15 protein-coding genes are annotated in these 13,347 nt (G+C 29.6%); all 15 read left to right on the top strand.

Going from position 1 to position 13,347, the window contains the following annotated elements; all coding sequences use genetic code 11:
- Window positions 1-400: FIVAR domain-containing protein (locus tag BR82_RS0112755; protein ID WP_027090501.1), on the top strand; the 400-nt coding region annotated here is incomplete at its 5' end.
- Window positions 401-620: 220 nt separating this feature from the next.
- Window positions 621-839, top strand: a complete 219-nt coding sequence (locus BR82_RS0112750) for a DUF6465 family protein (protein WP_027090500.1) — start codon at window positions 621-623, stop codon at window positions 837-839.
- Between the two features lie 363 nt (window positions 840-1,202).
- The gene (locus tag BR82_RS0112745) at window positions 1,203-2,627 is read left to right on the top strand and encodes a hypothetical protein (protein ID WP_027090499.1); all 1,425 of its coding nucleotides are present in this window, start codon (window positions 1,203-1,205) and stop codon (window positions 2,625-2,627) included.
- A 4-nt stretch (window positions 2,628-2,631) separates the two neighbouring features.
- A complete protein-coding gene (locus BR82_RS0112740) occupies window positions 2,632-3,675 on the top strand; it encodes a class I SAM-dependent methyltransferase (protein ID WP_027090498.1) in 1,044 nt (347 codons plus the stop codon).
- Between the two features lie 154 nt (window positions 3,676-3,829).
- Entirely contained in the window at window positions 3,830-4,558 is a 729-nt protein-coding gene (locus tag BR82_RS0112735; protein ID WP_027090497.1) for a DUF4430 domain-containing protein, read from the top strand.
- Between the two features lie 13 nt (window positions 4,559-4,571).
- Window positions 4,572-5,411 carry an energy-coupling factor transporter transmembrane component T family protein gene (locus BR82_RS0112730; RefSeq protein WP_027090496.1) on the top strand — a complete coding sequence of 280 codons (840 nt, stop codon included), beginning with the start codon at window positions 4,572-4,574 and terminating at the stop codon, window positions 5,409-5,411.
- Window positions 5,404-6,924, top strand: coding sequence for an ABC transporter ATP-binding protein (locus BR82_RS0112725; RefSeq protein WP_027090495.1), 1,521 nt, complete (start codon window positions 5,404-5,406; stop codon window positions 6,922-6,924). Before BR82_RS0112730 ends, BR82_RS0112725 begins: the two co-directional genes overlap by 8 nt.
- Complete coding sequence (locus BR82_RS0112720; protein WP_027090494.1) at window positions 6,921-7,607, top strand: ECF transporter S component; 687 nt, start codon at window positions 6,921-6,923, stop codon at window positions 7,605-7,607. Before BR82_RS0112725 ends, BR82_RS0112720 begins: the two co-directional genes overlap by 4 nt.
- Entirely contained in the window at window positions 7,607-8,722 is a 1,116-nt protein-coding gene (locus BR82_RS0112715) for a prenyltransferase/squalene oxidase repeat-containing protein (RefSeq protein ID WP_027090493.1), read from the top strand. The genes BR82_RS0112720 and BR82_RS0112715 overlap by 1 nt, the downstream gene beginning before the upstream one ends.
- Window positions 8,723-8,871: 149 nt before the next feature.
- The gene (locus BR82_RS0112710) at window positions 8,872-9,141 is read left to right on the top strand and encodes a phosphocarrier protein HPr (RefSeq protein WP_024721824.1); all 270 of its coding nucleotides are present in this window, start codon (window positions 8,872-8,874) and stop codon (window positions 9,139-9,141) included.
- A gap of 38 nt (window positions 9,142-9,179) precedes the next feature.
- The gene (gene ybaK, locus BR82_RS0112705; protein WP_027090492.1) at window positions 9,180-9,659 is read left to right on the top strand and encodes a Cys-tRNA(Pro) deacylase; all 480 of its coding nucleotides are present in this window, start codon (window positions 9,180-9,182) and stop codon (window positions 9,657-9,659) included.
- Window positions 9,660-9,661: 2 nt separating this feature from the next.
- A complete protein-coding gene (locus tag BR82_RS0112700) occupies window positions 9,662-10,159 on the top strand; it encodes a cob(I)yrinic acid a,c-diamide adenosyltransferase (protein WP_027090491.1) in 498 nt (165 codons plus the stop codon).
- A gap of 104 nt (window positions 10,160-10,263) precedes the next feature.
- On the top strand, window positions 10,264-11,949 hold the full coding sequence (locus BR82_RS0112695) for a phospho-sugar mutase (RefSeq protein ID WP_027090490.1): 1,686 nt from the start codon (window positions 10,264-10,266) through the stop codon (window positions 11,947-11,949).
- A gap of 245 nt (window positions 11,950-12,194) precedes the next feature.
- Entirely contained in the window at window positions 12,195-12,830 is a 636-nt protein-coding gene (locus BR82_RS15870) for a ParA family protein (RefSeq protein ID WP_084300843.1), read from the top strand.
- Complete coding sequence (locus BR82_RS0112685; protein ID WP_027090489.1) at window positions 12,787-13,074, top strand: ParB N-terminal domain-containing protein; 288 nt, start codon at window positions 12,787-12,789, stop codon at window positions 13,072-13,074. Before BR82_RS15870 ends, BR82_RS0112685 begins: the two co-directional genes overlap by 44 nt.
- Window positions 13,075-13,347 lie beyond the last annotated feature (273 nt).

Here is a 13,347-nt window from a genome sequence, read left to right as displayed (position 1 = left end):
AGTCGATAGTGCATATGAAGCATTAATAAGAGCATACTTAGATATGAGATTGATTCCAAATAAGGATCTATTACAAGACTTAATTAATAAAGCAAATGGATTAAATGCTGCAAATTATGGTGCTAAGACATGGAATGTAATGCAAGATGCTTTAGATAAAGCAAAGGCAGTATTAGATGACCCTGAAGCAAGCCAGGAAGAAGTAGAAATGGTAGAAAGTGCATTGAATGATGCTTTGAATAATTTGGTAGAAAATAATGTATCAAAAACTGGTTCTATCAATTCTGGTGATTCATCAGCAGTAAAAACAGGAGATAATACATTTGCACTTCCAATGATGTTAACTGGATTATTAGCTTTAGCAGGTAGTGCAGTAGTATTAAAAAAGAAAAGAGATTAATATTTGTTAAATAGCCGTTAATAGCGGCTATTTAAATTTATTGTTCTAATAATATTTGATAAAATATTTTGATTTTTGCTAAAAAAAATAGGAAAATACTAAAAAAAGACTCTTGTTTTAATGATTGAATTCAAAAATATATGATAATTACAATAAAATTTGCATAAATTTAAGTTTTATGATATTATAGATGTTGTAGAAACGGGGGATTGAATTAGAAATGAAATCAATATTTGAAGTACAATGCAAAGGTAAAAATGTTAATACAGCTGAAATTGAAAAAATGGTAAAAGAGGACGTCAAAGCAAAAGGAGTTAAAATATCTTCTATTGATACGTTGAATATGTACTATACACCAGAAACTTCTTCAGTGTATTACGTTGTGACTACAAAAGATGGTGAATCAATTAATAACGACGAACCATTAACAGTTGAGTAGTCTTAATATAAATATCCGGAATATATCCAAAAGCAAAGAACGGTATGTATACCGTTTTTTGTTTTAGCAAATACTATCTAAAGAATACGAGGTTATGAAAAATGGTTTTTTAGATAATAAATATTTATAGCTGTGATGTTTATTTATTTGTAATGCTGATTTCACTATTTTGTAAATGAAAGTGTAGAAGTAATTAGGAATGATAGAGAGTTGTTTTGTCAAACAGTACTGAAATTTTATTTTTTGTCTGGTGTTTTTTTGTTGTTAAAAAAATTAATAATTTTTAAAGATTATTATTTTTAATCTTAGTGGTTAATCGACAAGAAACATGCTATAATTACTTTGTTTTAAGGAGTGAACAAAATGAAAAAAATTATAGCAGGTGTTTTGGCACTTTTATTATTTACTGCCTGTTCAGGTGATGATAGTAGCCAAACGCTTTTTGTGGCAAATAAAAAAGGGCATTATGGTCTTGTTAATATAGATGGTGAAAAGCAAACTAAATTTATTTATGATAAATATGAATCAATAGGTAACTATGGATATATAGTAATTAAAGATAAGGAATATGGATATCTTTCATATGAAGGTGAAGAAATTGTTAAGTTTGGTAAATATAAAAAATTAGAATCACTTGCCAATATGATCGTTGCTTATGATAAAAACGATAGTGTCTCAATTTTAAATAGTGCTGGTGAAAGTTTATATAAGGCCAGTGATAAAACAAAAATAGTTTTATCTGGATTACCTATAATTCATGATGGTAATGAATATATAGTTCTTCATGATACTGGTAAAGTTTTGATAACTAGTAAGGATGAGATTTTAAGCAGTAATATTATTAATGACAATTATATTGCAGTATGTTTTGAAAAATCATTGAAAATATATGATCAAAGTGATTTGAAAAATGTTATTGAGATTAAAAGCGGTGGTAAATACCAATTAATGTCTCACAGTAATAAAAAAGGGTATTTGTTTTATGATCGAGAAACTCATGAAGCTCTAGCTTGTGACAATGATGGTGATATTATTTTTGAAGCTGAAATAGATCTTGATGATTTATATTTTGACAAATCAGATAATATTACAGGTGTAAAAAACTTAACAACATATTTATTTGATAAAAAGGGTACAGCAACAGCAATTAACAGTTACTATAATGATTTAGATAATTATGTTATAAAAAATACCGAGATGATCTATGGACCTCATAAATTTGTTTATAAGGGAAAAGAAACTGAAGTAAATAATATTCAATTAGATCCAATGGCTTCGTATATTACTAAAAAAATTTTTCCTGTTTATGTAAGAGGTAAAGGTTATATGTATTATGGATTTGATGGTAAAGAAGCTATTGAGACGGTTTTTACAAGTGCTGAAATTTTTGATCAAAATAATTTAGCAGTTGTTTCTAAAGAAAACGATAAATATTATTTAATAAATCAATCAGGTAAAAAAATATCAAAAAAATATACTAAGATTATCCACATTGGTGAAAAATATTATGCTGGATTTATTTCTGGTAGTAAATATGAAGTAATTGATACTGATGGTAAAAAGGTTATTGATGATAATTTTATGGATGACGGTTATATATTTACATATGATAAAGTAGTCTATGGCATTTTTAATAAGAGTGGAACGAGTTATGTTTATGATATGGATGAATTAGAAGTGATTTTTTCGGTTGAAGGAAATTTGGAGTTTGCTGATGATGGATATTTTGTTAAAGAAGATGGCGATAGTTATTATTCGTTAAGTGGTGAAAAAATTTATACGAGGTAATGAAATGGATTATTATGTTTATATGCTGGTATTACTAGCTTTAATGCTAGTCGGGGTAAAATTTATTTTTTGTGAGTTAGAAGGGTATTTGGCTAAAAAGAGAGGTTTGTTGAACTGGTACTTGAAATTGGCTGAGCCATTTAAATATGCGCGGACAAGAAGTATTATTTTCATGTGTATTTTTTGTTACATGATCGTATCTACACAATATATTTTTTCAATCGAATGGCTGATTGAATTAATTGGTTTTGTGGCAGTAGGAGTTATTTTTGATGGTATTAGCCAAGTAGTTGGATATTATTATAATAAGATTCGCTTTAGAAAAAATATTCATAAAGCTGTTGATGTCAAAGATGAAATCAATAAAGCAATGACATTATCAGATAGTGAACTTATCCAGCAAAGCATGCCAGTTTATTCAAGTTCAGAAATTGTTTCAAGATATTTAAATGATCAAACACATTTAGCTATTATTTCTTTAGATGGTGGAGAATATGTCTCATCATTTGAAAAACTGCCACCTATTACTTATACAGTTGAGGCGCAATATGAAAAAGCAGAAGAACGGCTTGCTAAGCGAAATGTTAAAGTCACAAGGTTAACTGATGAAGGTAATTTGCCTTTTAAAGATGAACGATTAGATGTTGTAGTAAATGAATTAACAAACTTTGATAAATATGACTTATATCGCGTAGTTAAGCCAGGTGGCTATATTTTAGTAAATCAGTTAGGCAGTGACAATTATCAAGAATTAATCAATGTTTTTCTTCCTTTTAAGTTACATGGACATTGGGATCTAGAATCTGGTTCTAATAGTCTTAGTGAAATTGGTTTAGAGATTGTAGATGGTGTTGAAGAACATGGATATGTTCGTTTTAATTCATTGACATCTTTTATTCATTTTATGAAACAAATTACACGTGTTGATGTTACTCAAGATCGATTTATGAATTTTTATGGTCAGGTTTTGAAACAAATAAAAGAAAAAAGCTATTTTGAACTTACTACACATCGTTTTATGGTAGTGGCAAGAAAAAAAGAGCTATAAAATAATGAAAATGACAAGTAATAAAATTCTTGTCATTTTATTGCTTTTAGAAATGATTGATGTATAATGATACTAACTTATTTGCGTAGTTAAGATTTTTAGAAATATCAGCTATGCAAAGGCACTTGCTTTTATAAATTTTTAGGAGGAAATCGTGAAGAAAATATTAAAAATTGCAGTTACTATTCTTGTTTTATTTAATACAGCATGTGGAACTGGTGTAGATAATAATATAATTGATACAGATATAGTAAAAGTTAAACGTAATGGAGTATCTTTACAAACTGGAGAGATAAATAAAAATAGTGAAGTGATTGAAAACGAATCCGAAGATATTACTACAATAAATAGTCAAGATACAAATTCAGGTAAAACAAATAATAAAAGTAAAAGTTCAATTAATCGTGATAAAAGTAATTCTTCGACTGATCGTGGAAATCAATCTAGTAGTGAAAATAAAAATACTGGTGAAGTACAAGATTTTAAATCAGATGAACAAACGATCAATGTCACAATTGCAATTGATTGCAAAACTATTCTTGATAATCTGGACGATTTAAATCCTGGATATAAAGAATATCTTCCCCAAAATGGTATAATTTTAGATACGATTTCTTTAAAAATAAAAAAAGATAGCACAGTATTAGATGTATTGAAAACAGTGGATCAAAACTATAAATTAAATTTAAAAACTCGAAAATCATCATTTGGTATCTATGTTTATGGAATTGGAAATATTGAAGAAAAAGTTTGTGGTAAGACAAGCGGCTGGATGTATAGTGTAAATGGTAGTTTTCCTGGAAAGAGCGCAAACTCGTATCGTTTAAAAGAAGGCGATAAGATCAAATGGCGATTTACTTGCAAACCGGGAGATTTAAATTAGAAAGGAAATTGATATGGTCATAAAGAGTTTTAAAGAAAGTCATCCTTTAGTATTGTTCATTTATTTTTTATTGATTATTATTTTATCAATTATTCAGCGTAATTATTATATAATTGCATTATTAACGATTTCAACGATTATAGTAGATCATTTTTATAATCGGGATAGTTTTTTTAAAGATATGAAATATTTTATAATTCTAGTTATGATTATTACGATTACTAATCCTCTTTTTGTGATGGAAGGCAAAGATATAATATATCAGAATAGTTATATTATTATCACACGTCAAGCACTGGTTTATGGATTGATTTTTGGAATGTTATTAGGCAGTATGCTTTTATGGTTTAAAATAATGAAAAAGTGTATTAGTGATAGTCATATTGTCTATTTATTTGGTTCTATTTTACCAACGTTAGGTCTAGTAGCTGCAATGAGTTTTAATATTATTAATAAGTTAAAGAATCAGTATCAAAAAATAAAAGAAGCTAATTATCATATGCCAAAAAAAAATAAATTTATTTATTATCGTGACATAGTAGTAATTTTAGTTACTTATGCTTTTGAATCTTCATTAGATATGATGAATTCAATGATTGCAAGGGGTTATGGTAAGATTAAAAGAACAAGTTTCCATTTATATACCTTTAAAAAAGATGATTTGTTGAAGTTATTGATCATTATTGGTCTTAGTGTAATATGTTTATGGGGTTATATTGGCTATTATCGTGAGTTTTATTATTATCCCGATATTCAAGTTTATCAGTTTAAATTGATAGATATTATATTTTTTTTAGCATATTTATTATTAGCAATTTTACCAATATGGTTAGGAGGGAAGCAAGATGTATAAGATTGAAAACTTTAGTTTTATTTATCCTGAGGGAAAAGAAGTAATTCAAAATATTTCTTTTGGTATAAATAAAGGGGATTTTGTTGTGATTTCTGGTAAAAGCGGTTGTGGGAAAACAACATTATTAAAACATCTTAAACCGTCATTAAAGCCTGAGGGTGAAATGAGTGGAACGATTATTTTAGATGAAGAAATTGAAAACGATGATACAAAGATAGGCTTTGTTTTTCAAAATCCTAATGATCAAATCGTCATGGATAAAGTTTGGCATGAAATTGCGTTTGGTTTAGAAAATATGGCTATTCCTCTAAAGCAAATGAAACGTAAAGTAGGGGAAATTGTTAACTATTTTAATTTACAGGATATTATTAATAGAGATACACAATCATTATCAGGTGGAGAAAAACAACTAGTTAATTTAGCTAGTGTGATGGTGATGAATCCTAAAGTTATTTTATTAGATGAAGCTACTGCTCAATTAGATCCTGTTAATCGAGATGAGTTTATTAAAATATTAAAACAGATCAATGATGATTTTAACATAACGATAATTTTTGTTGAACATCAGTTGGAAGGATTGTTAAATGTTGCTAATCGTTTGATTGTAATGGATGAAGGAAAAATTGTTATTGATAATGAAATAAAAAAAGCCGTAGAGGAAATGCTAACTAAAGAGATATTTGTTGAATCATTGCCTGATTATGTCAGAGTATCTTCTTTAACGGAACAATTATGTTTATCTGTTAAAGATGCTAGAAAGGCTTTAGCTGATTTTGATGATTTTGATATTAAAGAGATTGAAGATGTTGATACAGGAATATTGATGGAAATAAGAGATTTAAATTTTGGTCATGATAATATTGTTTTAAAAAATCTTGATTTAGATATTAAACAAAATGAAATTCTTTCGATAGTAGGTGCTAATGGCAGTGGAAAATCATCATTTCTTCGTTGTATTGCTGGTTTAGTTAAGTATCAAGGAAAAGTAACAAAAATTGGTTATGTTGATAAGATTGGTTATTTGCCACAAGATCCTACAACTTTATTTCTGAGTGATAAAGTAATAAATGATTTATTGGTCGTTGATGGAAGTGAAAAAAGTGTAGATATCCAGTTGAATAACTTAGGTATTAGTGATTTAAAAGAAAAACATCCATTTGATTTAAGTGGTGGTCAAAAACAGTTAGTAGCTTTAGCTAAAGTGCTTTTAACCAAACCGCAGTTATTGTTATTAGATGAACCAACAAAAGGAATAGATGCTTTAAGCAAAGAAAATTTAGCAGCTTTGATTAGAGGTTTAAGCAAACATATGACGATCGTTGTAGCTAGTCATGATTTAGAATTTGTTGCTAAGATAAGTGATCGTGTCGCAATGATTTTTAATGGACAGATGGAATCAGTTGATACAATGAGAGAATTCTTTAGCCAAAATTTATTTTATACAACAACAATTAATAAGATTATTAGAGAAAATAATCCTGAAATCGTTTTATTAGAGGATCTTGGTTTATGAAAATAACAAAGAATGCTGTTGTTTTGATTTTGATGGTTCTAATAGCTTTGCTGGGAGTGCTTTTATTTAAGGATGAAAGATATAATTTAGTTATTATCTTGATTGTTATGTTATCATGCGTACCGTTTTATTTTAAATATGAACATGATAAACCTAAAACAAGAGAAGTGGTAGTTCTTGCAATCATGATTGCTCTTACTGTGATATCACGAATTATTTTTATGATTACACCTAGTTTTAAGCCGGTGACAGTGATGGTGATAATTTGTGGTGTGGTTTTTGGTCGTGCTTCAGGGTTTATGTGCGGCTCATTATCGGCACTGTTATCTGATTTTGTGTTTGGAATTGGGCCATGGACACCATTTCAAATGTTAGCATGGGGAATTATAGGATATATTGCTGGCATATTTGGTAAACAGCTTTATAAAAATAAATATTTTTTATATGGTTATAGTATTATTTGTGGAATAGGTTATTCATTGGTCATGGATCTGTGGTCAGTTTTAGCGATAGAGAATAGTTTTAATTTAACGAGGTATTTGGCAATTATCACGACATCGCTACCAGTGATGTTAGTATATATTGTTTCAAATATAATTTTTATGTTTTTATTAAGTAAGATAATGTTTCAAATCTTACAAAGAGTAAAAATAAAATATGGAATAACGGAGGGAAAAGTTTAATGAAGAAAATTCTAAGTTTAATTGTATCATTAGTTGTTGTGACAGCCATTGTTGTACCAGTTAATGGACAATCAGATGCTTTAATTAAAGCACAAAATTATTGGTTGAATAATAAGGAGCTGAGTGGATTAGATGCTATTTTAACTGTTGAAGCACTTGGTTTAGATGTTGAAGATAGTGAAAATGGTTTTGTTGTTGATTATGATTTTACAGCACCTGTTAATAGCTATGGTGAAGAAATTTCTTATGAAGATATGGATTGTGGATATTTGTCAAAAAATATCATGGCTTTAGCAGCATTGAAAAATGATCCTGCAAACCTTAAATTAGCAAATGGTTCAACAGTAAATTTGATTGAGATTTTAAAATCAAAAATAGATGACGAAGGTAATGTTTTTTATGGTAGTGGAAATCCTGAGTCTAGTACTGCTTATACAATGTATGCTTTATCAATCGTAGATCCTGATTATGATCTTAGTAAATTGGGTGCAAAATTAGCAAGTATGCAGTTAAGTGATGGCTGCTGGGGTTATAATGGTGCCTGGGGTGGTCCTGATATTACAGGTTGGGCTGTTGGTGCATTATCATTATGTGGCGATACATATCAAAGCTCAATTAATAAAGCTTTAACATATTTTATTTCTATTCAACAAGCAGATGGGGCTTTTGTACCAGCAGGTGAATGGAGTGTTGCTAATAGTAATACCCAAGGTTGTGTAGTTTGGGGACTATTGGAATATGATGAAAGCATCATAAAATCTGGTACGCTAAAAAGTGCTTATGATATGTTAATGACATTTATGTTAGAGGATGGATCTTTTGCATATAAAGCTGATGAGGATTATGGTAACAGCTATGCTACTATACAAGCTGGTTTAGCATTAGGAGTTTATGAAAATGGTTCGTTATTTACTAATATTCGTAATCAATATTTAGGTGATGAAGATTTACAGCCTGAAGAAACAGAAAAAGAAAATGAGCCAGTAAAAACACCTGTAAATGATAGAGATGTTCCGACATCTGTTGAAACAGGAGATGATGCTTTAATTATGACAAGTATGGTTGTTATGATCGTTAGCGGTGGAGTTTATCTTACAGTTAAAAAATATATTTAATTTGAGTATAAATAATGTCGTAAAAATTGAATTTTTGTTGATATATCGTGATAATTTGTAAGCGCTAAATTTTATTCAAAAAGTACTTTAAAACAGGCAATTTAGGTGGTATAATTAGTGTATAGAAATTTTAAGGAGGAGTCATAAAAATGGCAGAAAAATTATCTTTTGTAGTATCTGATCCAGTTGGATTACATGCTAGACCAGCTACTATCTTAGTTAACCAAGCTAGTAAGTTTACAAGTGATATTAAATTAGTTTATAATGGTAAAGAAGTAAACTTAAAATCTATTATGGGAGTTATGTCTTTAGGTGTTCCTACTAAAGCAACTGTAGAAATCATTGCTGAAGGTGACGATGAAAAAGATGTAATCGTTTCTATTGCTAAAGTTATTAAAGAACAAAAAGTAGCAGAATAAGAAGTCTAAGGACTTCTTTTTATTTGTAGGAGGAAAATATGTCAAAATCAGTTAAAACTAATGCTTTAAGATTGTTAGATAAAGCTAAAATCAAATATGAAATAAAAGAATATGAGTATGATGACGAGCATTTAAGTGGTGAACATATTGTATCTCAAGTAGACATGGAAGCAAAAGATATTTTTAAAACTTTGGTTTTAAAGGGAAATGATGACTACTTGGTTTGCTGCATTCCTGTACTTGAAGAAATAGATTTAAAAAAATTAGCTAGGCTTTCTAAGCATAAAAGTGTCGCAATGATTCCGATGAAGGAACTTTTAGGAATTACTGGGTATATTAGAGGCGGTTGTTCACCGGTTGGGATGAAAAAGAAGTTTAATACTTATTTTGACAGCTCAGTTGATAATTGTAACAAAATAGCTTTAAGCGCTGGAAAACGTGGCTATCAAATGGTTGTTGACGCTAAAGAATTAATAAAATATTTAGATGCCGTAATTGGTGATGTGATTAAGGAGTAATTATGATTCAATGTTATTATGGTGATGGAAAAGGAAAGACGACAGCAGCGATAGGTCAGGCGCTAAGAATGGCCGGTGCTGGTAAGAAAGTAATTGTGATTCAGTTTTTAAAAGATGGTAATAGTAGTGAAAATATAATGTTGAAAAAATGTGGAATAAAGGTATTAGCCAAAAAGATGCCGGAAATGTTTATTGATATGAGTGATTCAAAAATGATTAAAGAAGTTAGTGAGCAGGTCAATAATTTATTTTTAATGATCGATGAAAATTGTGATGGAATTATTTTAGATGAATTATTAGATGCTTTGACTTTGGGGCTTATTAATGAGGGGATGGTATATGACCGTTTGGTTGCTTTAAAAGGTGACCATGAAATAATTTTAACGGGAAGAAGACCCAGTCATAAGCTTAAAATGATTCTTGATTATTCAAGTGAAATAAAAAAACATAAGCATCCATATGATAAAGGAATAATGGCAAGAAAAGGAATTGAGTATTAGAGGCAAATTTGCATTTAAGAAAGATAAAATATCGTAATTTCATGAACAAAACAAGTAGTCAAAATTAAGGAGATTTGTTATAATTAATACAAGAGGTGAAAAACATGGATTATAATAATGAATATCAAAGATGGGCAGATTGTGAAAACTTAGACCCATCATTAAAAGCAGAATTAGCTAGTATGAGTGGAAAGGAAAAAGAAGATGCTTTCTATATGAATCTAGAATTTGGTACAGCAGGTATGCGGGGAATCTTAGGTGCTGGTACTAATCGGATGAATATTTATACTATTAGAAAAGCTAATGTCGGTTTTGCAAAATATGTATTAGGTTTACCTGAGGGGAAAGAAAGAGGAGTTGCAATTGGATATGATAATCGTCATATGTCATATAAATTTGCAATTGAAAGCGCTAAAGTATTAGCTACTTATGGAATCAAATCATATATTTTTGAAAGCTTGAGACCAACTCCAGAGTTGTCTTTTGCAGTTCGCTATTTAAAATGTGCTGGTGGTATAATGATTACTGCAAGCCACAATCCTAAAGAATACAATGGATATAAAGTTTATGATGATACTGGATGTCAATTGATTCCTGAATGGGGAGATCAAGTTGTTGCTTATGTAAATGAAGTTAAAGATGAACTTGCAATTGAGGTAGTTAGTGATGAAGAAGCTTATCCATTTATTACATGGATCGGTGAAGAAGTTGATGAAGCATATTATAAAGAAGTAATGGCAATTGAAATTAATCCAGGAATGGATAAGAATGATTTTAAGATTGTATTTTCACCACAACATGGGACTTCAAATTTACCAGTTAGAACTTGTTTAACACGTTTAGGATACGATGTTGTGCCAGTGTTAGCGCAATGCGCACCTGATCCTGACTTTTCAAACACAGCTTCACCAAATCCAGAAGTAGCTTGTTCATATGATCTTGCAATAAAAAAAGCAAAAGAAGTAGATGCTGATGTTGTAGTTATTTGTGACCCAGATGGTGACCGCTTAGGGGTCGTTGCTAAACATGATGGTGAATATGTATTGATGTCTGGTAACCAAAGTGCTGCTGTATATCTTGAATATATTTTAAGTGAACTTAAAAAACAAAATAAATTACCTGATAATGCGGTAATGTATAATACAATTGTTACTAGTGATTTAGGAGAATTAGTTTCTAAATCATATGGTGTTGAAGTAGAAAAAACTTTAACAGGATTTAAATTTATTGGCGATAAGATTCGTAAATATGAAAAAACAAAAGAAAAAGAATTTGTTTTTGGATATGAAGAATCTTATGGTTGTGTAGTTAAAGATTTTGTTCGTGATAAAGATGCTGTTCAAGCAGTAGTAATGGCTGCTGAGGCAGGTAATTATTATAAAAAACAAGGTAAAGATTTAATTGATGTTTTAAATGAATTATATGCTAAACATGGTACATTTAAAGAGAGTCAAATTGCTTTAGCTAAAGCAGGAGCTGCAGGTGCTGCAAGAATTAAAGAAATCATGGATAATTTACGTAAAGATGCTCCTACAGAAATTGGCGGTGTCAAAGTTGTTAAAGCTGAAGATTATGGAAATAGTACATGTTCTGATGGAACAACAATTGATTTACCTAAATCTAATGTATTAAAATATTATTTAGAAGATGGTTCTTGGATCGCTGCTCGTCCTAGTGGAACGGAACCTAAATGTAAATTCTATTTCTCAATTAAGGGAACAGATGCTGATGATGCAGCAAATAAAACAGAAATTTTCCAAAAAGATATGATGAAAATTATCGGTGAATAATAACTTGGACTAAAAACGTTGATTTAATCAACGTTTTTTAATTTTACTTGAGATAAAGGTGCTTAAAAAGCTGCTTATTTTTAATCTTTATTAAAAATAAAGATGATTATAATTTGTTAATTTCCTAAAATTATAGGAGATTAAATTCTATTAGTTGTGCTACCTTTTGTTTTTGAGACATCAATACATCGACATAAATATCAGCTGTTGTTTGTATGTCACTATGTCCTAAATGAGAAGATACTATTTTTAGGTCTACTCCATTTAATAATAGTAATGTTGATTGGCATGATTATATTATTCATACGGATGAAAATGTAGATTTAATTCCAGCTAATATATCTTTAGCTGGTGTGGATATTCAGTTATCCAATGTCATGAGTAGAGAAACCATTTTTAAAAGAACATTAGATAATTTTAAAAAGAATTATGATTATATTCTCATAGACAGTAATCCAGCATTGAATTTATTTACAATCAATGGTTTAAGTGCTGCCGATAGTATTATCATTCCTGTTCAGGCAGAACCTTATGCAAGCGATGGGTTAAATGATTTACTTCATATTATTGCTACTGCAAGAAAACAGATCAATCCCAATTTAAAGATTGATGGAATTTTGATTACAATGACAGATTCACGTACAAATCTATCAAAGCATATTTCTAGAGAAGTCAGAGAAAGTTATGGATCACATATCAAAGTCTTTGATACAGAAATTCCAAGGGCTGTGAAAACATCGGAAGCATCATTATCGGGGCAAAGTCCAATACGCTATGCTCCTCATGCTGAATCGACTCTTGCCTATCGAAGATTAGTGAAGGAGGTGGAACGTATCCATGAAAAAGCCATTACCAAAAATAAACACGAGTTCACTCGATGAATTGTTTACCAGTGAAGAGCAGCGTCAGGAAGCAAAACTTGAAAAAATCATGGAACTTCCTATAAGCGATATACAGGAATTAAAAAACCACCCATTTAAAGTAAGGCAAGATGAACAGATGTTAAAGCTCATTGATAGTGTCACTGAAAATGGAATATTAGTGCCTACACTAGTTAGGCCTTCTCAGGATGGAAACGGTTATGAAATGGTATCGGGACATCTGTTGATTAGCATTTTATTTTAACAAATTTTTGGCAAATTAAATTGGATAACAGAAGTAAAAGATATGAGCTAATTAGTAAAAAATAGCAAAATATAATGGCACAAACAATCAAATTAATTTATTCCAATTTCCTTATTTACAGTGGAGCCAAATTCCTAAGAACCGTTAAAACCAAGCAAAATCTTCTTGATTTTGCTTATGAAAAAGTATAACTTAGGAATATCCACTATAAATAAGTTTTCTCGGCATAAAATAATTTGAATAAAATATTATCAAATTAAATTAGTTATATTT

The organism is Thomasclavelia saccharogumia DSM 17460, assembly GCF_000686665.1.
GTDB classification, from domain to species: domain Bacteria; phylum Bacillota_I; class Bacilli_A; order Erysipelotrichales; family Coprobacillaceae; genus Thomasclavelia; species Thomasclavelia saccharogumia.
This window is presented reverse-complemented; position numbering and strand designations above follow the sequence as displayed.